At 48.7% G+C, this 22842-nt stretch carries 38 protein-coding genes; all 38 read right to left on the bottom strand.

Annotation, left to right across the window (positions count from 1 at the left end):
• Window positions 1-22: 22 nt before the first annotated feature.
• The gene (tsaB, locus tag ACZ52Z_RS07345) at window positions 23-745 is read right to left on the bottom strand and encodes a tRNA (adenosine(37)-N6)-threonylcarbamoyltransferase complex dimerization subunit type 1 TsaB (RefSeq protein ID WP_464270103.1); all 723 of its coding nucleotides are present in this window, start codon (window positions 743-745) and stop codon (window positions 23-25) included.
• On the bottom strand, window positions 730-1815 hold the full coding sequence (rseP, locus tag ACZ52Z_RS07350) for an RIP metalloprotease RseP (protein ID WP_464270104.1): 1086 nt from the start codon (window positions 1813-1815) through the stop codon (window positions 730-732). The genes tsaB and rseP overlap by 16 nt, the downstream gene beginning before the upstream one ends.
• A gap of 30 nt (window positions 1816-1845) precedes the next feature.
• Window positions 1846-3012, bottom strand: a complete 1167-nt coding sequence (locus tag ACZ52Z_RS07355; RefSeq protein WP_464270105.1) for a 1-deoxy-D-xylulose-5-phosphate reductoisomerase — start codon at window positions 3010-3012, stop codon at window positions 1846-1848.
• Complete coding sequence (locus ACZ52Z_RS07360; RefSeq protein WP_464270106.1) at window positions 3009-3809, bottom strand: phosphatidate cytidylyltransferase; 801 nt, start codon at window positions 3807-3809, stop codon at window positions 3009-3011. The genes ACZ52Z_RS07355 and ACZ52Z_RS07360 overlap by 4 nt, the downstream gene beginning before the upstream one ends.
• Window positions 3809-4555, bottom strand: coding sequence for an isoprenyl transferase (locus ACZ52Z_RS07365; RefSeq protein WP_464270107.1), 747 nt, complete (start codon window positions 4553-4555; stop codon window positions 3809-3811). The genes ACZ52Z_RS07360 and ACZ52Z_RS07365 overlap by 1 nt, the downstream gene beginning before the upstream one ends.
• A gap of 18 nt (window positions 4556-4573) precedes the next feature.
• The gene (gene frr, locus ACZ52Z_RS07370; RefSeq protein ID WP_464270108.1) at window positions 4574-5131 is read right to left on the bottom strand and encodes a ribosome recycling factor; all 558 of its coding nucleotides are present in this window, start codon (window positions 5129-5131) and stop codon (window positions 4574-4576) included.
• An 82-nt stretch (window positions 5132-5213) separates the two neighbouring features.
• Window positions 5214-5924, bottom strand: coding sequence for a UMP kinase (gene pyrH / locus ACZ52Z_RS07375; RefSeq protein WP_464270109.1), 711 nt, complete (start codon window positions 5922-5924; stop codon window positions 5214-5216).
• Between the two features lie 178 nt (window positions 5925-6102).
• Complete coding sequence (gene tsf, locus ACZ52Z_RS07380) at window positions 6103-6696, bottom strand: translation elongation factor Ts (RefSeq protein ID WP_464270110.1); 594 nt, start codon at window positions 6694-6696, stop codon at window positions 6103-6105.
• Window positions 6697-6840: 144 nt separating this feature from the next.
• Window positions 6841-7629, bottom strand: coding sequence for a 30S ribosomal protein S2 (gene rpsB / locus ACZ52Z_RS07385; protein ID WP_464270111.1), 789 nt, complete (start codon window positions 7627-7629; stop codon window positions 6841-6843).
• A 219-nt stretch (window positions 7630-7848) separates the two neighbouring features.
• On the bottom strand, window positions 7849-8622 hold the full coding sequence (locus ACZ52Z_RS07390) for a YkgJ family cysteine cluster protein (RefSeq protein WP_464270112.1): 774 nt from the start codon (window positions 8620-8622) through the stop codon (window positions 7849-7851).
• A gap of 80 nt (window positions 8623-8702) precedes the next feature.
• Window positions 8703-9098: a 50S ribosomal protein L17 gene (gene rplQ / locus ACZ52Z_RS07395; protein WP_464270113.1), complete on the bottom strand. Its 396-nt coding sequence runs from the start codon at window positions 9096-9098 to the stop codon at window positions 8703-8705.
• A 54-nt stretch (window positions 9099-9152) separates the two neighbouring features.
• Window positions 9153-10193, bottom strand: a complete 1041-nt coding sequence (locus ACZ52Z_RS07400) for a DNA-directed RNA polymerase subunit alpha (RefSeq protein WP_464270114.1) — start codon at window positions 10191-10193, stop codon at window positions 9153-9155.
• 20 nt (window positions 10194-10213) lie between these two features.
• Window positions 10214-10843 (bottom strand): 30S ribosomal protein S4, encoded by a 630-nt coding sequence (gene rpsD / locus ACZ52Z_RS07405; protein ID WP_464270115.1) that lies wholly within the window; start codon window positions 10841-10843, stop codon window positions 10214-10216.
• Between the two features lie 80 nt (window positions 10844-10923).
• Window positions 10924-11322: a 30S ribosomal protein S11 gene (gene rpsK, locus ACZ52Z_RS07410; protein ID WP_464270116.1), complete on the bottom strand. Its 399-nt coding sequence runs from the start codon at window positions 11320-11322 to the stop codon at window positions 10924-10926.
• Window positions 11323-11367: 45 nt separating this feature from the next.
• Window positions 11368-11736 (bottom strand): 30S ribosomal protein S13, encoded by a 369-nt coding sequence (gene rpsM / locus ACZ52Z_RS07415; protein WP_464270117.1) that lies wholly within the window; start codon window positions 11734-11736, stop codon window positions 11368-11370.
• A 39-nt stretch (window positions 11737-11775) separates the two neighbouring features.
• Entirely contained in the window at window positions 11776-11889 is a 114-nt protein-coding gene (gene rpmJ / locus ACZ52Z_RS07420; RefSeq protein WP_464270118.1) for a 50S ribosomal protein L36, read from the bottom strand.
• 27 nt (window positions 11890-11916) lie between these two features.
• Entirely contained in the window at window positions 11917-12153 is a 237-nt protein-coding gene (gene infA / locus ACZ52Z_RS07425; protein ID WP_464270119.1) for a translation initiation factor IF-1, read from the bottom strand.
• Window positions 12154-12275: 122 nt separating this feature from the next.
• Complete coding sequence (map, locus tag ACZ52Z_RS07430; protein ID WP_464270120.1) at window positions 12276-13064, bottom strand: type I methionyl aminopeptidase; 789 nt, start codon at window positions 13062-13064, stop codon at window positions 12276-12278.
• Between the two features lie 10 nt (window positions 13065-13074).
• On the bottom strand, window positions 13075-14379 hold the full coding sequence (gene secY, locus ACZ52Z_RS07435) for a preprotein translocase subunit SecY (RefSeq protein WP_464270121.1): 1305 nt from the start codon (window positions 14377-14379) through the stop codon (window positions 13075-13077).
• A gap of 4 nt (window positions 14380-14383) precedes the next feature.
• Window positions 14384-14818: a 50S ribosomal protein L15 gene (rplO, locus tag ACZ52Z_RS07440; protein ID WP_464270770.1), complete on the bottom strand. Its 435-nt coding sequence runs from the start codon at window positions 14816-14818 to the stop codon at window positions 14384-14386.
• A 6-nt stretch (window positions 14819-14824) separates the two neighbouring features.
• Complete coding sequence (gene rpmD / locus ACZ52Z_RS07445) at window positions 14825-15004, bottom strand: 50S ribosomal protein L30 (RefSeq protein WP_464270122.1); 180 nt, start codon at window positions 15002-15004, stop codon at window positions 14825-14827.
• 28 nt (window positions 15005-15032) lie between these two features.
• Window positions 15033-15545 (bottom strand): 30S ribosomal protein S5, encoded by a 513-nt coding sequence (gene rpsE, locus ACZ52Z_RS07450; protein WP_464270123.1) that lies wholly within the window; start codon window positions 15543-15545, stop codon window positions 15033-15035.
• A 41-nt stretch (window positions 15546-15586) separates the two neighbouring features.
• Window positions 15587-15952: a 50S ribosomal protein L18 gene (gene rplR / locus ACZ52Z_RS07455; RefSeq protein ID WP_464270124.1), complete on the bottom strand. Its 366-nt coding sequence runs from the start codon at window positions 15950-15952 to the stop codon at window positions 15587-15589.
• A 43-nt stretch (window positions 15953-15995) separates the two neighbouring features.
• Entirely contained in the window at window positions 15996-16535 is a 540-nt protein-coding gene (gene rplF, locus ACZ52Z_RS07460; RefSeq protein ID WP_464270125.1) for a 50S ribosomal protein L6, read from the bottom strand.
• A 30-nt stretch (window positions 16536-16565) separates the two neighbouring features.
• The gene (gene rpsH, locus ACZ52Z_RS07465) at window positions 16566-16964 is read right to left on the bottom strand and encodes a 30S ribosomal protein S8 (protein ID WP_464270126.1); all 399 of its coding nucleotides are present in this window, start codon (window positions 16962-16964) and stop codon (window positions 16566-16568) included.
• A gap of 92 nt (window positions 16965-17056) precedes the next feature.
• Entirely contained in the window at window positions 17057-17242 is a 186-nt protein-coding gene (locus ACZ52Z_RS07470) for a type Z 30S ribosomal protein S14 (RefSeq protein WP_464270127.1), read from the bottom strand.
• 61 nt (window positions 17243-17303) lie between these two features.
• Complete coding sequence (gene rplE, locus ACZ52Z_RS07475) at window positions 17304-17846, bottom strand: 50S ribosomal protein L5 (protein WP_464270771.1); 543 nt, start codon at window positions 17844-17846, stop codon at window positions 17304-17306.
• Between the two features lie 27 nt (window positions 17847-17873).
• Window positions 17874-18212 carry a 50S ribosomal protein L24 gene (rplX, locus tag ACZ52Z_RS07480; RefSeq protein WP_464270128.1) on the bottom strand — a complete coding sequence of 113 codons (339 nt, stop codon included), beginning with the start codon at window positions 18210-18212 and terminating at the stop codon, window positions 17874-17876.
• Between the two features lie 50 nt (window positions 18213-18262).
• Window positions 18263-18631 carry a 50S ribosomal protein L14 gene (gene rplN, locus ACZ52Z_RS07485; RefSeq protein WP_464270129.1) on the bottom strand — a complete coding sequence of 123 codons (369 nt, stop codon included), beginning with the start codon at window positions 18629-18631 and terminating at the stop codon, window positions 18263-18265.
• Window positions 18632-18690: 59 nt separating this feature from the next.
• Window positions 18691-18945 carry a 30S ribosomal protein S17 gene (gene rpsQ, locus ACZ52Z_RS07490; protein WP_464270130.1) on the bottom strand — a complete coding sequence of 85 codons (255 nt, stop codon included), beginning with the start codon at window positions 18943-18945 and terminating at the stop codon, window positions 18691-18693.
• Window positions 18946-18992: 47 nt separating this feature from the next.
• Entirely contained in the window at window positions 18993-19178 is a 186-nt protein-coding gene (gene rpmC / locus ACZ52Z_RS07495; protein ID WP_464270131.1) for a 50S ribosomal protein L29, read from the bottom strand.
• On the bottom strand, window positions 19175-19591 hold the full coding sequence (rplP, locus tag ACZ52Z_RS07500; RefSeq protein ID WP_464270132.1) for a 50S ribosomal protein L16: 417 nt from the start codon (window positions 19589-19591) through the stop codon (window positions 19175-19177). Before rplP ends, rpmC begins: the two co-directional genes overlap by 4 nt.
• A gap of 72 nt (window positions 19592-19663) precedes the next feature.
• Window positions 19664-20314, bottom strand: a complete 651-nt coding sequence (rpsC, locus tag ACZ52Z_RS07505; protein ID WP_464270133.1) for a 30S ribosomal protein S3 — start codon at window positions 20312-20314, stop codon at window positions 19664-19666.
• A gap of 54 nt (window positions 20315-20368) precedes the next feature.
• Window positions 20369-20701, bottom strand: a complete 333-nt coding sequence (gene rplV, locus ACZ52Z_RS07510) for a 50S ribosomal protein L22 (RefSeq protein ID WP_464270134.1) — start codon at window positions 20699-20701, stop codon at window positions 20369-20371.
• 33 nt (window positions 20702-20734) lie between these two features.
• Window positions 20735-21010, bottom strand: coding sequence for a 30S ribosomal protein S19 (rpsS, locus tag ACZ52Z_RS07515; protein ID WP_464270135.1), 276 nt, complete (start codon window positions 21008-21010; stop codon window positions 20735-20737).
• A gap of 18 nt (window positions 21011-21028) precedes the next feature.
• Window positions 21029-21850: a 50S ribosomal protein L2 gene (gene rplB, locus ACZ52Z_RS07520; RefSeq protein WP_464270136.1), complete on the bottom strand. Its 822-nt coding sequence runs from the start codon at window positions 21848-21850 to the stop codon at window positions 21029-21031.
• Window positions 21851-21903: 53 nt separating this feature from the next.
• Window positions 21904-22194 (bottom strand): 50S ribosomal protein L23, encoded by a 291-nt coding sequence (locus ACZ52Z_RS07525; protein WP_464270137.1) that lies wholly within the window; start codon window positions 22192-22194, stop codon window positions 21904-21906.
• Window positions 22191-22814 (bottom strand): 50S ribosomal protein L4, encoded by a 624-nt coding sequence (gene rplD, locus ACZ52Z_RS07530; protein ID WP_464270138.1) that lies wholly within the window; start codon window positions 22812-22814, stop codon window positions 22191-22193. The genes ACZ52Z_RS07525 and rplD overlap by 4 nt, the downstream gene beginning before the upstream one ends.
• Window positions 22815-22842: the final 28 nt, after the last annotated feature.

Genomic DNA, 22842 nt, shown 5'->3' on the forward strand with positions numbered 1-22842 from the left:
TTTCCTGTTCCAGGTGGGTTGGTCACCGGCCAGTGTGTTTAGGCCGGTCGGCATTGATTTCGGCTTCAGAAGCACGGACGTAGAAAGGCGTCAACTGTTCCGGGGGCGATATATCACCCCGAACCAACTGTTTGGCACCCAGGAAGCCGACGAACCCGGCTCGTGGCTGGATCAGAGGATCGGGGAGAATATCCAGCAATTTCTGCGATTGGAAATATTCCAGGTAGGGACGGCAGCCGGGACCGGCAAGACAGGTAGGCTGGGTTATTCGCCGGACAAGCGCTTGCGGGGTAAACGACTCGACCGGGCCTTGCCGCTCCATGTACTGTTGCTCCGGGTTATACTGATACAAAGCGCCATATACCTGACCTTTGCGGGCATCCAGTATACAACAGACCGGACGCTCTACGCCCAGGCAATGAAGTGACAGTCCGTCCAGCGAGACCACCCCGAGCAGGGGAAGGTCAGCAGCCATAGCTATTCCCTTGGCGGCCGCCATCCCGATGCGCAGCCCGGTAAACGAACCCGGCCCCATACTTACCGCCACACCGTCAAGGTCTTTCCAGTCAACCTCAGCCATCGCGAGCAATTGCCTGATGCTGCCGAGCAGCCGTCTGGAATGGGTGACGTCCGGACGATGGGTAATCTCAGCGATCAACCTGCCCGTTGTCGATGTCCCGGAAGTCAGGGCAACGCTGCCACAGCCCGTGGATGTTTCAATAGAAAGGATCAGGACGCCAGCCACCGTTGTACAATCCTCAGGATATCGTTGTAAAAGACAAATACCATCAGCGTACCCAGCAGGGCAATACCGATTTTCTGACTGATCTCCATGGTACGGTCGTCCAACGGTTTGCGCCGAATCCCCTCAAGGGTCAGAAAAACCAGGTGCCCGCCATCGAGCACCGGAATGGGCAGCAAGTTCAATATACCGAGATTTACACTGAGCAATCCCATGAAATACATGAGATTCACCCACCCCGCCTCCAGCTGCTGGCCGGCGATCTCTGCGATCCGAATAGGGCCGCCCAGTTCGCTTGCGGGTATGACCCGCTGGATCATTTTCACGATCCCCATGACTGTCAGGTAAGATAAATTCCATGTCTGCACCAGTGCAGCCTTCCCTGACTCAACCACCGATACATCGGTGTACTGCAGAGCATCATCGCGGACGATGCCGAGCATGTAACGTTCACCGACCGCTTCTCCGAAGAGATTTTTTATACTCTGCATGGTCGGTTGAGCGTTGATCTGCAGACGTTCTCCATCTCGATCCACCACAAGCTCAACAGAATCACCACCACTGTTCTTTATGGCTTCCGATACATCGTTCCAGGAAAAGGTGTCCTGCCCATCAATAGCGAGGATTGCATCACCGGCCTGCAAACCCGCTCGCTCGGCTGCGGAATCGACGGAGACCTCGCCAATAACCGTTGTATCGACCGGTTCCGGCAGACCGAGAATGTTAAACATCATAAAAAAGAGGAAAACCGCAAACAGCAGATTAAACAACGGGCCACCGAACACGATACAAAAACGCTGCCATACCGGTTTGTGGGCAAACGAACGATGAAGCTCTCCGGTACTGACCTCTTCGCTACTGTGTTCACCGTACATTTTGACATACCCGCCAAGCGGGAAGGCACTGATCAGGTATTCGGTTTCACCCCACTGCCGGCTGACGACCTTGGAACCAAAACCAAGAGAAAATTTCAGGACCTTGACGCCAAAAGCCTTGGCAATGAGAAAATGGCCGAGTTCATGAACAAAGATCAAAATGCCGAGGACAATAACAAAGGAAAGCAGAGAATTCATAGGAAAGACGCGGTGTAAAAGAGTGTCGAATTAGCGAGGTTGCAGGCGCTGCACCTCTTCAGTGGCTGTTTGGCGAGCTTCGCGGTCTGCGGCAAGAATTGCTTCCAGGGCGGTATCATCCCCAACAGAGCTGTGAGCAAGTGCAGCGGCAACAACGGCAGTGATCGAAGTAAAGCCTATGCTGCCGTTCAGGAACGCATCAACAGCCACTTCATTGGCAGCATTGAGGACAGCAGGTTGTACGCCGCCGGCAGCCAGAGCGTCATAGGCCATCTGCAACGCCGGAAAACGTTCGGTATCCGGCGCTTCAAAGGTCAGGTTGGCGCACTGGACCAAATCAAGTCGGGAGAGCTGAAGATCCAACCGCTCAGGATAGGAGAGCGCGTAAGCTATGGGAATCTGCATGTCGGGAATGCCCAGTTGGGCAACCACTGAGCCGTCTACATATTCAACCAGGGAGTGGACCACCGACTGGGGATGAACCACTACCTCTATCTGCTCCGGTTCCACATCAAACAGCCACCGGGCTTCGATAACCTCCAGCCCTTTGTTCATCAACGTAGCTGAATCAATGGATATCTTTCTTCCCATATCCCAGTTGGGATGAGACAGCGCCTGGGCTGGAGTAACCTCCTGCAACGCCTGCGCATCCAGCTGACGAAAGGGTCCGCCGGAAGCGGTGAGAAGAATTTTACGGACATCCTCGCGCCGTCCGGCTTCCAGGGCCTGGAATATGGCGCTATGCTCGGAGTCGATGGGAAAAATGCGTACACCAGCGGATTTGGCCTCTTCCATGACCAGGCGTCCTGCCATGACCAAGGTTTCTTTATTGGCAAGCCCGATATCCTTCCCTGCTCTGATGGCAGCCATGGCGGGAAGGAGCCCCACACTGCCGACCACGGCCGAGACGACCATATTCACCGTATCGAGCGCTGCAGCAGCGCAGTTGCCATCGTTGCCGGTCACAATTCGTGATCGATATTCTGCCGGCAGCTGGTGAGCAAGCTCATCTGCCCGATCCGCATCGCCGATGCTGACCAAATCGGGTTCAAATTCACGTACCTGTTCGGCCAGCAGCTGGGTATTGCTGCCGGCGCTGATAGCTGCGATACGATAGCTGCCAGGATAGCGGCGAACCACCTCAAGCACGTTTTTTCCGATGGAACCGGTGGAGCCGAGCAGAGCGAGCTGTTTCATTGCAGCACTCCCCACCAGATGAAATAAAAGAGTACTGGTCCGGCAAAAAGAAGACTATCAATGCGATCAAGTAATCCTCCGTGACCGGCCAGGATGGTACTCGAATCCTTGACATGAAAAGAGCGTTTAATTGCCGACTCAGCCAAATCACCAATCATGCCGATAATCACCAGTACCACTGCGGCAGGAAAGAGGCGGACAGAATTGAATGGCTGTGGCAGGAAAAAAAAATTCACCAGTAAGGCGGCACCTGTTCCGCATACTATTCCGCCGATTGCACCGGCAACGGTTTTTTTCGGACTTACCGCTGGCAACAGTTTTTTATGGCCAAAGGTTTTACCAATATAATACGCACCTGTATCCGAACCAGCGGTAACTGCAAGCAGCAGCAGGAGAAAAAAGGCACCGTGTTCGACTCCTGCGAGCATGGACATGTGAGCAAGCGAGGTGGACACATACACGATGCCAAACAACATGCTGCTCATGTAAGCGTATACGTTCTCCAGGGTTGAATAGTGCTTGAGCACCAGGAAAACGGTGAGCAACATGCTGATCACTATACCGGCCAACACCATCTCCATGGCCCCGCCGACCGCGCAAACTGCGGGGACAAGCGCGATCAAAACCGAAACAATCAATTCCTGCCGGGGAAGCGACGGCAAGCTCATATGGAAAAATTCCCATAGGCTGCCGGCAGCGACCAGGGCAATAAACAGGGAGATAAGCAAAGGCGTCCCCCAGACGAGGAGAGCGACACAGCAGGCTGCCATCGCCACACCGGGGACGACACGGCTCATTACTGCTGCTCCCCGCTCAGCTGGGCGCCGGTTTTGCCGAACCTTCTTTGCCGCTGGTTGAACACCTCGATTGCCTCAAGCAGTTCTGGTCGTCTGAATTCCGGCCATTTCAGCTCGGTAAAGTAAAGCTCTGCATAAGACGCCTGCCAGAGGAGAAAATTGGAGAGCCTGCATTCGCCACCGGTTCGGATAAGGAGGTCAGGGTCCTCCTGACCCGCGGTATAGAGGGCGTTGGAAAAGACATCCTCGGTAATTTCTTCAGGCAGACGTTTGCCGGCTACGCATTGGTCGGCTAGCTTGCGCACAGCTGAAATAATTTCACTCCTCCCCCCGTAGCTGAGGGCGAGATTCAGATGCATGGAGCTGCAGGCAGCTGTAAGCTCAATGGCATGGTCCAGTACCCTGCGCACTTCCCGGGGCAATCGTTCACTCTGCCCAAGGCAGTGAAGACGGATGTCATTGGAAAGCATATTCTGCAGCTCGCCGGCCAGATAGGTCTTCAGTAACACCATCAGACCAGAAACCTCACCCTGCGGGCGTTTCCAATTCTCAGTGGAAAAGGCATAGAGTGTCAGGTGCTGGACCCCTATCTCACGGCAGGTTTCAACAACATCCCGTACTGAGTCAACCCCGGCTTTATGGCCAAAAAGACGAGGTCGATTACGCTGTTCCGCCCACCTTCCGTTGCCATCCATGATTATGGCGATGTGTCGGGGCACTATACTGTTCAATGGAATGGTTCCCATTTTGGTGGAGAGAGGGAATTAAACTTCCATTACTTCTTTTTCCTTACCGCTGACGATCTCATCAACCTGCTTAATGAATTCATCGGTGGCTTTCTGGGCCTCATCCTGGAGCCGGAACATGTCGTCTTCAGATATTTCCTTATCCTTTTTCTGCTTTTTCAGGGTGTCATTGGCCTCTCTCCGTACATTTCGGATAGCGACCTTGAACTCTTCACCAATCTTTTTCACCTGCTTTACCAGTTCCTTACGTCGCTCTTCGGTAAGTGGCGGGATGGAAAGCCGGATAACATTGCCGTCATTGGCAGGTGTCAGACCAAGGTCTGAAGCAAGGATGGCCTTCTCTATGGCGGGTAGCATCTGCGGGTCCCATGGTTTAATGGCAATCATGCTGGGCTCAGGAATAGTCATGGTCCCCACCTGCTCCATGGGCATCTGGGCACCATAGGCGTCAACCATTACCCCATCAAGCAGAGAAAGCGAGGCCCTACCGGTACGTATTTTAATGAGTTCCCTTTTAAAGGCCTCTATACTCGCATCCATCTTCCCTTTCAGTTGTTCTATAATATCATTTGCCATGAATATTACTCCTCAGCAGAAATAATCAACGATCCTCAATCGATGGACAGCCTCGATTGGTTCCAAAGCGTATCATACAGCATCATGCCGTGATCAGGCTACCAATTCCTTCCTCTCCAAGAGCGGCTTTGGCAATATTCCCCTCTTTCTTCATGTTGAAGACAAGAATAGGCAGGTTGTTGTCCCGTGCCAGAGAGATGCCGGCAGCATCAAGCACTTTCAAGTCATCTCGCAGTACAGTGTTGTAGGTAAGAGTGGTATACCGCTTTGCATCATCGCACTTCTCAGGATCTTTGTCATATACCCCATCAACCCTGGTGGCCTTCATAACGACATCAGCCTTGATTTCCAGCGCACGTAAGACGGCTGCTGTGTCGGTCGTAAAATATGGATTACCTGTGCCGGCAGCAAAAATGACCACCCGGTTGTTCACTAAATGGTCAAGTGCTTTGACCCGCTCATAAGGTTCGCACACGTTGAGCATGGTGATGGCCGACATCACTTTACATGGAATCCCGACGTTTTCCAGACCATCCTGCACGGCAAGGGAATTAATCACCGTTCCGAGCATACCCATGTTGTCGGCAGACCCACGATCCATCCCTTTAGCGGCTCCAGCAACACCTCTGAAGATATTGCCGGCTCCAATCACCATGGCAATCTGGGTTCCATGATCGTGCACGCTTTTTATCTCCGAAGACAAAAACCGGATCACCTCTGTACTGATACCGTACGCGTTGGCGCCCATAAGCGCTTCCCCGCTGATTTTCAGGAGAATTCTCTTAAATGTCATTGTAACGACCTGTTTAAAAGTTGGAGGGTAGAAATACCATCACCTGTGCAGTACGGAAAGCAGAGGATAGGCAACGGCAGAAATGGAGCCACAGCCTCCTGGGCTGTTTGGAAGCTTCGAAAAACCAGCGTACCTGGTTTTTCGAAGCATTGGGATTTACTGGTGCAACAAAAAGAAACTATTGGCCGATCTGAAAACGAGCGATATTCTTGATGGAAATATTCTCTCCCATTTTTGCGATCAATTCGTTGAGCTTATCCTGAACGGTAAGGTCAGGATCCTTGACGAACTTCTGTTCGAGCAGGCAAATTTCAGCGATGTATTTTTCAATTTTACCGGTAACGATTTTTTCAACAATATTTTCAGGCTTACCGGATTCAAGGGCCTGCTTGGTATAAATTTCTTTTTCCCTTTCCACCATTTCCGCCGGTACTTCTTCTCGGCTGATTGCAACCGGGTTAACTGCCGCAACATGCATGGCGACGTCTTTGGCAAATGCCTTGAAATCATCAGTTTTTGCAACGAAGTCGGTTTCACAGCCAAGCTCGACCATGACGCCCAGTTTTCCACCACCATGGATATACGCTTCTACAACTCCTTCACTGGTGGCACGATCAGCACGCTTGGCAGCGACCGCAAGCCCCTTCTGCCTGAGCAGGTCAACGGCTTGCTCCAGGTTACCGTCGGTTTCAGTCAATGCCTTTTTACAGTCCATCATTCCTGCGTTGGTCTTATCCCGTAACTCCTTGACCATCTGACTTGTAATTTTCACGCTACGTTCTCCTTCTCACTCTCTGGTTTGCTCCGCATCACACTCTTCTCAGCGGCATGTATCTATGCATTACACGAAGAAGGGCCCTTTTCAGGCCCTTAATCAACGTACTATCTGTTCAGGGAATTTCCCTGGAAATCGTAATTATTCGGCAGGTGCCGCATCGGCGGCAGGGGTTTCCTCAGGCTGCTCTGCGGTTGCGGTCATCGCAGCTTCAAGTTCCTCGTTGCCGGCTGGAGTTTCTTCTCCACGCCGTTCCTTGCCTTCCTGTATGGCATGGGCAACAGCAGAGGTAATCAACTTGATGGCACGGATAGCATCGTCATTTCCTGGAATCACGTAATTTATACCATCAGGGTCGCAGTTGGTATCGGTAAGAGCAACCACAGGTATGCCGAGTTTCTGCGCCTCGCTTACAGCAATATCTTCTTTGTTAGGATCGATAACAAACAGTACGTCCGGCAACGAACGCATGTTTTTAATTCCACCGATATTACGATCGAGTTTTACCCTTTCCTTTTCCATCTGAAGGATTTCCTTTTTGGGAAATCTATTGATGGTGCCGTCTTCCTGCATGGCTTCAATTTTTTTCAGACGATCCACAGAATTCTTAATGGTCTGAAAGTTGGTCATCATACCGCCTAGCCAACGATGGTTGACAAAGTACATACCGCAACGCTGTGCTTCTTCACTGATTATGGACTGTCCCTGGCGCTTGGTGCAGACAAAGAGCACCGATCCGCCGTCTGCAACTAAACCTGCTATATAATCGCAGGCCTTACGAAACAGCTTCATGGTAACATCAAGATTGATGATATAAATACCGTTTCGTGGGGCGTAAATGTAGGGTTTCATTTTCGGGTTCCAGCGCCGCGTCTGGTGACCAAAATGCAACCCGGCTTCGAGCATCTGTCTCATTGTAACTTGTGCCATTGTACCTCTCCTGATTTTATGGTTATTCCTCCATTCCTGGGCCCGATCTCTGATCAAAGAGACACCATGGGGCGAGCGGAATGTGTGTAATAGTTCAGCCCATTTCGAGCTGGTTCAAACAAAAATTTTTATGTTACCACGAATAAAATATTAATTCAAGACGCCATTGCCAGAGTTACGCGGATATACAGTCTGTGGTGACGTCGATGACACCAACGCTTATCGATGGGCCAAAGAGGATTGACCACCTAAAATGCTCAAAAGCCATTGAAATCCAAACTGCAGCAATGCTGTGTCATCACCCAGAATTCGCTTACGTTCATTTTTATTAAGCTTAAAGTGCTTGAGCAGGTCGTGCTCAAGCACATATTCTCGGTAGTCATCAATATTATAGCAGACCATAAAAGCCAATTGCTGCAAGGGACCCGCCTTCCCCTCTCCCTGCCAGGGATTGGATGCGAAAAAGGCATCTACCTCTGCCCAGAGTTCGTTATACACATTGAAATTATGCAGGCCCTGTTCGCGTTCCCATTGCTTGAGGGTATATTGCTTCTCTTCAAAATGCCCTTTACAGTAGTGGTGGTGGGTCATGAAATAGTGAATTTTCAAACGACGACTGGCGCCAATTTGTTCCACGGCCCGTTCCAATGGATAGGTTCGGCAGGCAGAGGGACGATCGGGATAAACACTGCACCCCTCCTCTGCCAGAAAAGGACAGGGATAATTTTTAGCCTGGGACATATTCAACAAAACACCTGGAAAATACGAATGACTCCCCTCGCCAATCCGCGTATACTCACGAATGAATTGAGCGGAGGAAATTTTCAGGTGCTGTTTTAGACGAATGATATCGTAGGGAAACAGCAGGATTTCTGCAGAATGGCAACAGTGAAGAAAACAGCTGACGCCAGGGTGACAATGAAATGTGAAAGGATTTTTACCAACAAGTGTTCGGCCCTCAGGAACCAATCCGTGCCGAGTAGTCTCATTCATGTTCATCACTCACTCTTTCAACAAAAAAAAAGCTGGTATGCCTCTGCATACCAGCTTATCAAATTGGTGCCCAGCGATAATTAATCGTCTGCCAATTCGCTCTCGTCTTCATAACTTTCCTGAAAATCTACCAGTTCAATAATCGCCATGGGCGCAGCATCGCCATATCTATTCCCGGTACGGATAATACGGGTATATCCGCCTTGTCTATCTGCGTACTGTTCAGAAAGTTCGTTGAACAGTTTGTTCACCACGTCCTTGGAACGGATATAGGAAAGTGCCTGACGCCGGGCGTGGAGATCCCCTCTTTTACCAAGGGTAATCATTTTATCGGCTAGACGACGGGCTTCTTTTGCCTTAGGTACAGTCGTCACGATCCGCTCATGCTCTAACAGGGAAGTGACCATATTTCTGAGCATGGCTTTGCGATGTGCGGTAGTACGGCCAAGTTTACGACCTGCTTTTCTGTGTCTCATTGTCCTGTCCTTCTAGGTGTATAAGGCTGTAAACAATTCGTGGATTGCCGTCGGTTACTGGTCGACGTTATCTTCACGCTGATCAGGTGAAACCCACCCTTCATGTTTCATGCCAAGCGTTAAGTCGTGCTCAGCAAGTAACGCCTTAATCTCGTTAAGTGACTTGCGTCCGAAGTTTTTGGTTTTCAGCATCTCAGCATCGGTTTTCTGTACCAACTGGCCGATGTACTGAATCTGTGCGTTCTTCAAGCAATTTGCTGATCTAACAGATAGCTCAAGATCCTCGACATTCTTATCCAGGAATGGTGGGTAACTGCTATCTTCCTTATCACTATCCGGTTTGTCGGGTGCCTTGGCCTGTTCTTCATTAAAATTGATGAAGATGGTCATCTGCTCTTTAAGGATTTTGGCAGCGTAGGCCAGTGCATCCTCGGGATAGACACTGCCATCGGTTTCAATCTCCATGGTCAGGCGGTCATAATCAGTTTTCTGACCAACGCGGGCCTGACTGACGACGTACTGCACCTGAACGATGGGAGAAAACATGGAGTCAATGGGGATGACACCGATGGCCTGATCTTCTTTCTTATTTTGCTCGGCCGGTACGTACCCTTTACCCCATTTTACTTCAAGTTCAGCACGGAAAGAAGTATCCGAGGTAATCGTACAGATAACCTGCTCAGGATTCATCACGTCGACATAGGGTGCGCCATTAATATCGGCAGCGGTGACCGTTCCAGGGCCCTGCTTTTCGACAATAACGGTTTTTCCTTCAGGTACATTGAGCTTCAGGCGCACCTGTTTGAGATTGAGGATTATTTCAGCTACATCCTCATGAATACCATCTATACTGGTAAACTCATGGAGTGCGTTATCGATCTTAACCGAGGTGATTGCGGCGCCACGAATGGAGCTGAGCATGATCCGCCGCAATGAGTTCCCTATAGTAGTGGCAAAGCCTCGCTCAAAAGGCTGACAGATGAATTTGCCATACTGTTCAGAGTGCGTACCCTCGTTAACTTCAAGACGCTCAGGAGTGATAAGGTTGTGCCAGTTTTTATAAAAGGGATTATTATCCCGTAGTTCCTGTGCCATTGTTACCTGATCGCTAATGTTTACTTAGAGTAGAGTTCGACTATCAGTTGTTCCTGAATCGGCATGGTGATCTCTTCTCTATTGGGCATAGCCTTGACGGTTCCCTGCATTCCGGTCTGATCCAGTTCCAGCCAACTTGGAATACCGCGACGCACAGCCCCTTCCAGGTTATCGACAATCAGTTCGTTCTTTCGGCTTTTTTCCTTCAGAGTGATAACATCGCCGGGAGTTACCTGAAAGGATGGGATATTCACCTTTTTACCGTTGACGAGGAAATGATTGTGTCGGACAAGCTGACGCGCCTGACTGCGCGAGCTGGCGAATCCAATGCGATAGAGGGCATTATCCAGTCGTCTTTCCAGCATGATCAGCAGCATTTCACCAGTGACACCCTTAGCACGGTCGGCTCGCTCAAAATATCGCCTGAATTGGTCTTCCAGCATTCCATACATCTGCTTGACTTTTTGTTTTTCACGCAGCTGAATGGCATAATCAGAAGGCTTTTTAAACCGGTTTTGCCCGTGCTGGCCCGGTGGATAAGCCCGTCGCTCAAAAGCACACTTGTCTGAATAGCACCGGTCGCCCTTTAAAAATAACTTCAGGTTTTCGCGTCTGCACATTCTGCAGGAAGCGCCTGTATATCTAGCCAAGATCTACCTCCGTAATAAATGCTGTATAGGATGTACGTTATATACACAACACAGCCATGAACCTGAATGGTTCGATTCGCTTACACTCTTCTGCGCTTGGGCGGTTTACAGCCGTTATGCGGCAGCGGGGTTACATCAACGATGCGGGTAACATCGAGATCAAGGGAAGTCAGCGCACGAAGTGCTGCTTCACGCCCAGGACCAGGCCCTTTGACGCGCACTTCGACTTTCCTTAATCCATGTTCTTTGGCCTTGCCAACTGCATCGTTTAACGCATTTTGCGCTGCGAAGGGCGTTGATTTTCGAGACCCCTTGAATCCAATAACACCGGCAGTTGACCATGCAAAAGCATTACCCTGCCTGTCTGTAATGGTGATAATGGTGTTATTAAATGTTGAGTAAATGAAGATGATACCTTCAGCAATATTCTTTTTTTCGCGGCGCTTGCTTTTACCCGCCGCCTTACCGGCCTTTGCCATAATAACTCCGTAACCCTGTAATTAGAGCAGCCTGCTCATCCGCAGCTACTTTTTCTTAACAGCAGCGCCTCTCTTGGGCCCTTTCCGCGTACGTGCATTTGTCTTTGTCCTCTGCCCCCGGCACGGTAAACTCCGGCGATGCCTTCGCCCCCGGTAGGTACCAAGATCCATGTGCCGCTTGATATCCATCGAGACTTCACGCCGTTTATCACCCTCAACGACAAAATCACTCTCAATAATGGTTCTGATGCGTGTTACGTCATCCCCACTGAGGTCGTCGCTGTTCATCTGGTAAGGCAGATCAGCCTTATCAAGTATTTTTCGGGCGGACGTCAGGCCAATACCGTAAATATACGTTAAAGCCCGATCCATGTGTTTATTGCGTGGTAAATCCACTCCAGCTATACGTGCCAAGACAATTCTCCCTGTTAACGTCTCACTCTTTGGTCGAGTTTAACCTTGCCGCTGTTTATGTTTCTTATTCTTGCAGCTTACCCGTACGATTCCTTTGCGCTTAAGGACTTTACAGTTACTGCACATTTTTTTAACTGATGACCGTACTTTCATTGCTTTAACCTGACATCTATTAAAAGTTTACTTTTTCGCCTTTCCGCCTTTTGCCCGGAAGGTGACTCTGCCACGTGTTAAATCATATGGTGACAATTCAACGGTGACTCGGTCGCCAGGTAATATTTTAATGTAATGCATTCGCATTTTGCCGGATATATGGGCCAGCACTTTATGGCCATTATCCAGTTCAACCCGAAACATTGCGTTGGGCAACGGTTCAATGATCGTTCCTTCAACTTCGATGGCTTCTTCTTTTGCCATAGCCTCTTCACTCATTGTAATTTGGCCGAAAAGATTTGTTATATATCGAAAACAACAGAATTAATCAACTCTTTTCTCACCAGGTAGTTAAAAAACCGGACAACCCCACTACGGGGTTCTCCTCAAGGGCTCTGGGGTAAGGTGCTCAAAATGAGCGGGCCGTTGGTGGTGACGGCAACGGTATGTTCAAAATGAGCTGACGGCTGGTGGTCTTCTGTGACGACAGTCCATTGGTCGCCAAGTACCTTCACCTTAGCCGTTCCGAGATTAACCATGGGTTCAATGGCAAGCACCATTCCGGCTAGGAGGCGCGGAGATGGAAGTTTTTGCACATAGTTTGGAATTTCCGGCGCTTCATGCAGCTCACTGCCGATACCATGTCCGACAAATTGGCGCACCACAGAGAAACCATTACCTTCCGCATGGTTCTGCACAGCTCTGGAAATATCCGATATGCGATTTCCCACCTGAACCTGCTCAATGCCTTTATGCAATGCTGTTTCGGTAACCGTCAACAACCGCTGGATATCATCGGATATCTTCCCAACAGGCAGGGTAACGGCTGAATCGCCGTAAAACCCTTTGTAATAGGAACCGAAATCAACGGAGATGATATCTCCTTCACGCAAGACCACCTTTTTGGAGGGAATCCCATGTACAACCTGTTCATTGACAGAGGTACAAAGGCTTGCAGGAAACCCTCGATACCCTTTAAAGGCAGGTTCAGCACCATGGTCTCTGCAAAACTGTTCAGCAAGCCTGTCCAACTGGTAGGTGCTTACCCCAGGCGCAACCTCATCGCGCAACATTGAAAGAACGCCTGCAACTATTCCGTTGGCTTGGCGCATGATTTCCAGTTCGGCGACAGTCTTAACTGAAATCTTTTTGTTTGCTCCGCGTCCCCCAGCCATTATTCACACCTCAGCGTCTGCCTTTAATTCTGCCGGCTTTCATGAACCCATCGTAGTTACGCATAACCATATGGGATTCAATTTGTGAAATGGTGTCAATTGCTACACCAACCACAATGAGCAACGCAGTTCCCCCAAAATAGAAGGGGACGTTGAATTTACTGATCAACAGGGTGGGCATAACACAGATTGCACTCAAATAGATAGCACCAACAACAGTCAACCGGGTAAGGACCTTGTCAATAAATTCGGCCGTACGCTTTCCCGGTCTGATCCCGGGAATAAACCCCCCGTTCTTTTTCAGGTTTTCAGCTACATCATCGGGTTTAAAGGTAACCGCGGTGTAGAAGAAACAGAAGAAGACAACCATCACAACAAAGAGGATATAATAATAGATGGTCCCAGGTGAAAGAGCTGCCGATACCCGCTGTACCCAATCAATTTGAATAAAGGAGCCGATAGTCGCGGGAAACATCATGATTGAGGAGGCAAAGATCGGCGGAATGACACCGGAAACATTGATCTTTAACGGTAGATGCGATGCCTGGCCACCATAGACCCTTCGTCCTACCACTCGTTTCGCATACTGTATAGGAATGCGGCGTTGAGCAGTTTCAACATAGATAATGAAAGCCACGATAAAAAACATGGCCACCAGCATAAACGGTACGAAAATAACAGCCAGTTCACCTGCTTTTACCAGCTGGATGGTATTGCCAACCGCCGCTGGCATGCGGGCAACAATCCCGGCAAAAATAATAAGCGAGATGCCATTACCGATCCCCCTTTCGGTCATCTGCTCGCCAAGCCACATGATAAAAGCTGTGCCTGAAGTCAGGGTAAGCACGGTCATCAATTTAAACTGTAATCCGGTCTCGATGACGATGGGGGCACCACCAGGTCCACTCATCCCTTCCAAACCAGAGGCGATAAAAAATCCCTGGATAACGGACAGCAGGACAGTACCATATCGGGTGTATTGGGTTATCTTTCTCCGCCCGGATTCACCTTCCTTGGAAAGCGTTTCAAGCTGAGGTATAACAACCGTCAGGAGTTGGATAATAATGGAGGCCGAGATATACGGCATAATGCCGAGAGCGAAAATCGAGAAATTTTCCAGAGCACCCCCGGAAAACATGTTAAACATGCCAAAGAGTGTACTGGCATTCTGCTCGAAAAAGGCGCTTAAGGCCTCCCCGTTTATTCCGGGTGTCGGAATCTGTACTCCCATCCGGTAGACAAAAAGCATAAAGAGAGTGAACAACACTCTCTTTCGCAATTCAGGGATGGCAGCAGCACTGGCAAGACCGCTCATGCATTTACTCCTTTACAGTACCACCTGCTTCGGTAATTTTTTGGGCAGCACCTTTGCTGACTTTATCGACATCCACGGTCACGGCCTTGGAAATCTCACCGTTAGCCAGTATCTTTACAGGCCCCTTTCCGTCAACCACTCCTGCCTCAACAAGAGCCTGTCGATCAACGGTGGATCCCTCGGGAAAACGGTCGAGATCACTCAGGGAAACGATGCTGTATTCGGTTTTAAAAATATTGGTGAACCCTCGCTTTGGAAGACGACGGTGCAATGGCATCTGGCCACCTTCGAAACCAGGTTTCATGCTGTAGCCTGATCGAGACCGTGCACCTTTGTGTCCACGGCCGGAGGTTTTACCCAGTCCACTTCCATGCCCGCGGCCTACGCGCTTCCTATTTTTTCTGGCGCCTTCACTGGGACTGAGGTTATTTAATTTCAGCATTGGTTATTCCTCCACTCTCACCAGGTGGCTGACCTTATTTATCATTCCGCGGATTTCAGGAGTATTCTTGCGGGTTACGGTCTTGTGCATTTTGGTTAAACCAAGCCCAACAAGAGTAGCCCGAATTTTCTGTGTACTCCCAATACCGCTTTTGACCAGTGTCAATGTAATGGTATCACTCATGATATTAAACCTATATATCGTTACGGTCTTACGCTACCATATCCTCAACCTGCAAACCGCGCAGTTTAGCAATCTGCTCAGCTGAGCGCAATTGGCGAAGGCCTTCAATGGTCGCTTTAGCCAAATTATGTGGATTGTTCGATCCAAGACATTTGGTGAGGATATTGTTTACCCCGGCAGCTTCAAGGACCGCACGTACGGCGCCACCGGCGATTACACCGGTACCGTCGCCAGCAGGCTTTAACATAACACTACCGGATTTGAATTTGCCAATGACCTCATGGGGAATGGATACCTCGGTCAAGGCAACGCTCTCCATATCCTTACGTGCCTTTTCTATACCCTTGCGAATAGCTTCGGGGACCTGATTGGCTTTGCCCAGTCCGTACCCGACCTTCCCTTTTCCGTCACCAACGACAACAATGGCGCTGAAGCTGAATCTTCGTCCACCTTTAACAACCTTTGCCACTCGGTTGATGAAAACAATTTTTTCGATGAGCTCTTCTTGGTTTCCCTCTTTAGCTCGTTTAAAATCAGCCAAGAAACACCCCCGTAGGAATTATTGATTGATGAATAGTGAACTTAAAATTTGAGCCCGCCTTCACGGGCGCCTTCTGACAATGCTTTGACTCTTCCGTGGTAAAGATATCCACCACGGTCAAAGACTACCTCTTCAATACCTGCGGCCTTGGCCTTTTCGGCTACGATGAGCCCTACTTTTTTGGCCTGCTCACACTTCCCCTTCATTTCTGAAGCATCGAAATCTTTATTTTCGGTGGAAGCGGCAACAAGAGTAGTCTGCTGTATATCGTCAATGAGCTGCACATAAATATGCTTGTTGGAGCGGAACACGCGCATACGCGGTCTATCGCTGGTCCCCAGCAAGTGTTTACGAATACGGCGTATCCTTTTTTGACGTGCAGTAACCTTTGGGTTTGTTTTAGCCATGTTGTTACTCTTTCCGTTAAATAGTTAACCGGTCGACCATACCTTAGGCAGCGCCGGCCTTACCAACTTTGCGTACTATCCGTTCATCGATATAGCGGATACCTTTGCCTTTATATGGCTCAGGTTTCCTGATTTCACGTATTCTGGCGGCTGTGAGGCCAACCAGTTCCTTATCGATACCGGAAACAGTGATTTTGTTGTCCTTGTCGACTTCGGCTGTAATCCCTTCAGGCAGGACAAATTCGACTGGGTTGGAATACCCTACATTCAAGGTGAGGGTTGATTGCGCGAGATTAACACGGTAGCCAACCCCTTCAACGACAAGAATTTTATTAAATCCTTGATCAACACCAACAACCATATTGTTCACCAAGGACCTGGTCATCCCCCAGAATGCCATCACCTTTTTGCTTGTGCCTTTAGGAACAAATACGAGGTTGTTATCTTCTTCTGTGCAGGCAATCTCCGGGCGCAGGTTTCTTTCCAGCGTTCCCTTGGGACCTGTGACTTTAATGTGTGTACCTTTTATATCAACCTTTACCCCGCTGGGAACAGGGACCGGCTGTTTTCCGATTCTGGACATCGTAAACTCCTTGTCTGCAGAATTAAGCTGTTACCAGACTTCACAGAGCAGTTCGCCACCAATTCCGCGAGAACGTGCCTCACGGTCGGTAATAACGCCCTGTGATGTGGTGAGGATGCCGACACCGAGGCCGCTCATAACCTTGGGAATGCGGTCGGTGGATTTATACTGCCGCAGCCCTGGCTTACTGACTCTGCGAATACCGGTAATGACCTGTTCGCTGTTTGGCCCGTACTTGAGGTCGATTTTTAACGTTCCCTGAACACCTTGTTCTGTAATGTGGTAATCAGTGATGAATCCTTCCTCTTTGAGCACTTTAGCGACATTAACTTTTAGCTTTGACAGTGGCATTTCCACGGAGTCGAAACGTGCTTTCACACCGTTTCGAATGCGGGTCAGCATATCTGCCAACGGATCACTCATAGACATTGATTTTTTCCTCTTGTAAAAAGCATGTTACATGGCGGTGGCCAGTTAACCGGTTCTGTTACACCATTCTGGTTTTGACCACACCCGGTCATTTACCAACTTGACTTGGTAACACCAGTAATTTCGCCCTGTGAGGCAAGTTTACGAAAACAGAGCCTACAAATGCCAAATTTTCTCAAATACGCTCTCGGACGCCCACAAAGAGGGCACCTGTTATATGAACGGACCTTAAATTTAGGTTTACGTTTTGCCTTGGCAATGAGTGATTTTTTTGCCACTGCATCCTCCTGAAGAAAATGAATTATTTATGAAGCTGGATGATCGATACTCACATCCGGTCTACTTCTTCTTGAATGGCATCCCCATTGCACTGAGGAGGGCCCGCCCTTGCTCATCATTGTCAGCAGAGGTGACAATGGTGATATTGAGGCCTCGAATTTTTTCGATTTTATCGTAATCGATCTCCGGGAATATAATATGTTCGGTTATTCCCATTGAAAAATTGCCTCTACCGTCAAATCCCTTGCCAGAAATGCCGCGAAAGTCACGGACACGCGGAAGCGCAATATTAATCAGTTTGGTCAAAAAATCGTACATCTTTTCCCTGCGCAGGGTAACGCGAGCACCGATGGGCATCCCTTCTCGGAGCTTAAAAGTTGCGATGGACTTTTTAGCGCGGGTGACCACGGCTTTTTGCCCGGCGATCATTGTGAGTTCCGTTGCAGCTTTTTCTACTGACTTAGGATTCTGCACACCTTCACCAATCCCCATATTGAGTACAACTTTTTCAATTTTGGGGATTTCCATTTCACTTTTGAAATCAAACTGCTTTTGCAGTTCAGGTCTGATTTCAGTGAGGTACTGTTCCTTAAGTGTTCCCATCATGTACTCCGTAATCCCTGAGAATCCTTACGATTTAGCGTTTTCAATAGTTGCGTTACAGCTCTTACAGATACGCACTTTGGTTCCATCCTCGAGAATTTTTTTACCAGTGCGTACTGTTTCTGTACACTCAGGGCAAACGACCATGACATTGGAAATGTGTATTGAGGCTTCACGCTCAATGATCTGCCCAGGCTGTGTCGCATCAGTTGGTTTCTGATGTTTCTTGATCATGTTGATCCGCTCGACAACCACTCTATCTTTCCCGTGGTCGATTCGAAGGACTTTTCCAACACGGCCTTTATCTTTACCAGCAATAACTTCAACTTGGTCGTTTACTTTTAGACTCGTTTGTCCCTGACGCATTGTTCTATCCTCTATTCCCTCTTTCTCTTTACCCTTGAGATTCTCTAGTGTTACAGAACTTCAGGCGCAAGGGATATTATCTTCATAAATCCCAGCGAACGTAATTCGCGGGCAACAGGGCCAAAGATACGGGTACCGATAGGCTCCCCACTGCCACTCAAAAGGACGGCAGCATTTTCATCAAACTTGACAGTGGTATCTTCCGGGCGCTGGAGTTCTTTTTTTGTCCGAACGATCACGGCGTCCAAAACGTCGCCTTTCTTCACCTTAGCGTGGGGAATGGCTTCTTTGACGGTGACAACTATAATATCCCCAATGCTGGCGTAACGCTTCCGTGTTCCCCCAAGCACCCGGATACAGAGTACCTTTTTTGCGCCGGAGTTATCGGCAACATTTAACATGGTTTCAGTTTGAATCATGATTACACCTGAAAAGCAAATAATTAGCAGCTGCTAGCGGTCATTCACCAGTAACCCGGTTACACGGAACGTTCGATTATTGACCTTACCAGCCAGCGCTTGTTTTTTGATAATGGCCGACATTCTTCGATAAGTACAACATCGCCGATGTTACATTCGTTGGAGGCATCATGCGCCATATATTTGACCTGTCGGCGGATATATTTACCATATAATTTGTGCCGTACTTTCCGCTCAACAAGGACAACGACACTCTTATCCATTTTGTTACTGACCACGGAGCCCTGGCGGGTTTTTCTATTTTTTGCTGTCATCGCTTTATTCCTGTAGCCGTTACGCTCTCATCTGTTTGTTCTAAGACCTATTGTTTTTCTGCAATCACAGTCAAAACACGTGCAATGTCTTTTTTCAGTTGTCCAAGTCTTGCAGGATTTTCCAGTCGTCTGATGCCATGTTGGAACTGTAACTTGAAAAGATCTTCGCGAAAATCGAGCTCTTTCTGCTTCAGGTCTTCGAGACTTAACGCTCGTAATTCTTTGGTTTTCATACTGTCTCTCTCTTCAGAATGACCTTTGTCGGGAATGGAAGCTTGTAACTGGCCAACTTCAAGGCTTCAACAGCGAGCTCTTCGGGAACTCCTTTCAATTCGTAGAGTACCTTGCCAGGCCGTATGGTAGCCACCCAATACTCAGGAGAGCCTTTCCCTTTACCCATTCGCGTTTCAGCCGGCTTTTTTGTAATCGGCTTGTCAGGGAAGACGCGGATCCAAAGTTTACCACCACGTTTGATCTTTCTGTTTATGGTAATACGGGCGGCTTCAATATGTTGGGCAGTCATCCTGCCACACCCTACAGCTTTAAGCGCGTAGTCACCGAAAGCGATGGTAGAACCTCGTTGCCTCTGACCTCGCATTCGGCCTTTATGCTGTTTTCTATGCTTTACTTTGCGTGGACTTAACATTGTATTTTACCTGCATATGGAGTTATGCCTTCACATGTTCACATGAACGCTTGCTGAACCTGCTTCGGAGAATTACTTGTCTGTTTCCAACTCATTGTCGGCAAGTACTTCGCCCTTAAAAATCCAGACTTTAACCCCGATAATGCCATAAGTGGTCTTTGCTTCGGCTGTGCCATAGTCAATGTCAGCCCGCAACGTGTGCAGAGGCACGCGGCCTTCTTTAAACCACTCGGTACGTGACATTTCAGCACCGCCTAGACGACCTGAGCAGGAAATCTTGATTCCCTGTACACCAAATCGCAGTGCAGAGTTGATGGATTTTTTCATGGCCCGACGAAAGGCGATGCGGCGTTCGAGCTGCATAGCAATGTTTTCAGCAACGAGCTGGGCGTCTGCTTCTGGTCGGCGAACTTCTTGGATATCGATCAGGCAAGGTCGCCCGAACTTCTGCTCCAGATCTTTTTTCAGACTTTCAATCTCAGAGCCTTTCTTCCCGATAACGATTCCAGGACGGGCTGTGAAAAGCTTGACTTTAATCTTTTCTCCGGTGCGCTCAATGACAATACGGGCAATTCCGGCATGATATAAGCGTTTTTTGAGATACTTGCGAATAAGTTGGTCCTGATGAAGATTATTCGCATAGTCTTTATCCGCATACCAGATAGATTCCCATGAGCGGGTTATATTTAACCGCAAACCAATGGGATTGACTTTTTGACCCAAGGTGATCCTCCGTTCCCTCTAACTATTAATCACTAGTTGTCCTATTACTGTGCATCAGGTCTCTTCGACCACCACGGTAATATGGCTTGTCCTTTTTAAAATTCGAGTAGCTCGGCCCTGTGCTCTCGGTCGAAATCTTTTGAGCATCGGTCCGCCGTCGATGAGAATCTCTTTGATGTACAGAGTGTCTACATCGATGGCATCATTTTGATCAGCATTGGCCACCGCTGACTCAACAACCTTGCGGATGATGCGGGCAGCTTTCTTCGGCATAAACCGCAGAGTGGTAATGGCAGTTTCAACATCCATACCACGGACAACGTCTGCTACCAGTCGTGCCTTTTGCGGTGAAATACGTATATATTTGGCGACGGCTTTTGTTTCCATCGGTTAACTCCTTAGCGCTTTCTTCAAAAAGGACTATTTACGTCCTTTCCTATCCGCGGCATGACCATAGTATGTTCTTGTGGGAGAAAACTCTCCGAGCTTATGACCAACCATATTTTCAGTAACATAGACGGGAATAAACTTTTTCCCATTGTGCACTGCAAAGGTCAACCCAACCATTTCCGGGATGATATCAGAACGTCTTGACCAGGTCTTGATAACTTTACGCGATCCACTCTCTTGCGCGTGTTCAACCTTTTTCAACAGGTGGTCATCAATAAATGGGCCTTTTTTTATGGAACGTGCCATATCCAATTTCTCCTGTTATTACTTACGCTTGGTGACTATGTCACGATCGGAGGCTTTCTTTTTACGAGTCTTATATCCTTTGGTCGGGAGTCCCCATGGTGAAACGGGGTGCCGACCACCTGAACTTTTGCCTTCACCACCGCCCATGGGATGGTCAACCGGGTTCATGGCTACACCACGAACAGTTGGTCGCTTGCCTTTCCAGCGGTTACGCCCTGCTTTCCCGAGTTTTTGACTGCTGTGTTCAGAATTTCCTACTTGACCGATACAAGCGCGGCAGTCCTTATGAAATTTACGAACTTCCCCTGATGGCAGCTTGACCAGTACCTGGTGTCCATCCTTTGCCATCAGCTGTGCCGCAGCACCCGCAGAACGGACAAGCTGCGCGCCTTTGCCGATTTTCATCTCGATGTTATGAATAATCGTACCAAGGGGAATATTGATCATCGGCAGACAGTTTCCAGGTTTAATATCTGAGCTGGGACCGGCGGTGATGGTATCACCTACTGCAATTCCACTAGGAGCGAGGATATAGGTCTTTTCACCATCCGCATAGGTAAGTAACGCCAGATGCGCTGAACGGTTCGGATCATATTCGATCGATGTAACCTTGGCGGGAATGTCGACCTTATTTCTCTTCCAGTCGATAACCCTGTACTTTCTTTTATGTCCACCACCTTTATGACGGGTCGTGATACGGCCGTAGGAGTTTCTCCCCCCAGTCTTCTTCAGCGGACGAAGGAGACTTTTTTCAGGCGCTTTGTCAGAAAGGTATTCCTGTTTAACAGAAACGTAGTGACGTTTACCGGGTGATGTCGGTTTATGGGTTTTAATTGCCATTGTATTTCCCGTAATCGAATGTCTTCAGGTGTAAACCGATATGGTCAATTGGGTTAAAGCTCTTCAAGGAAATTGATTTCACCCTCTGAGAGAGTGACATAAGCCTTTTTCCAATCGTTTGTTCTACCAATTGATTTCAGTCCGACACGTTTTTTCTTGCCGCGCATGCTCGCTGTCTTGACATTGGCGACTTTCACATTGAACAACTGTTCGACAGCCTGCTTGATTTCAATTTTATTAGCACGCGGGTCTACTTTAAAGGCTACCTTTCCCTGAGTTTCCTGGAGAATATTACTCTTTTCCGTCAGGCAAGGTCCCTTGATTACATCATGTATTACCTTCATACCGTTAACCTCTCTTCCAGCTTCTCAAGACTGCTTTGAACCAGCATAAGTTTGGGGTATTTGAGGATATCGTATACATTCAGTCCCGCAACCGGCAGAATCTTATAACCTACCGTATTTCGTGCTGACTTGCTTATCACTTCATCGGCTTCGCCGGTGACTATCAGACAATTATCGAAGTGAAAACGATTCATCACTTCAACAAAATCCTTGGTCTTGATTCCGGTGAGGCCAAAATCGTCAATAACGATCAGGTTTCCTTCTCCGAATCGGGCACTCAAAGCCATGCGCAAACCTAGTTTCCTAACCTTTTTCGGAAGGCTGTAGCTGTAGTCCCGCGGTTTTGGCCCGAATACAGTGCCACCCCCTCTCCATATAGGTGAGTTCCTGGTCCCTGAGCGAGCGCGCCCCGTACCTTTCTGTCTCCACGGTTTCGCTCCGCCACCTCGCAATTCACCACGAGTTTTGGTAGAGGCGTTACCGCTTCTTCTATTTGCACGCTGCATGCACACTATGTCATGCAGAATGCCTTCCTTTACTTCAACACCAAACAGGTCGTCTTTGAGATCAATTTCGCCAACTTTCTCTGCAAGGTTATTTACGACATCACAAACTGCCATGATTATCTCCTTGTGAGCACCCCTGGTA

Source organism: Desulfogranum aggregans (assembly GCF_055398265.1).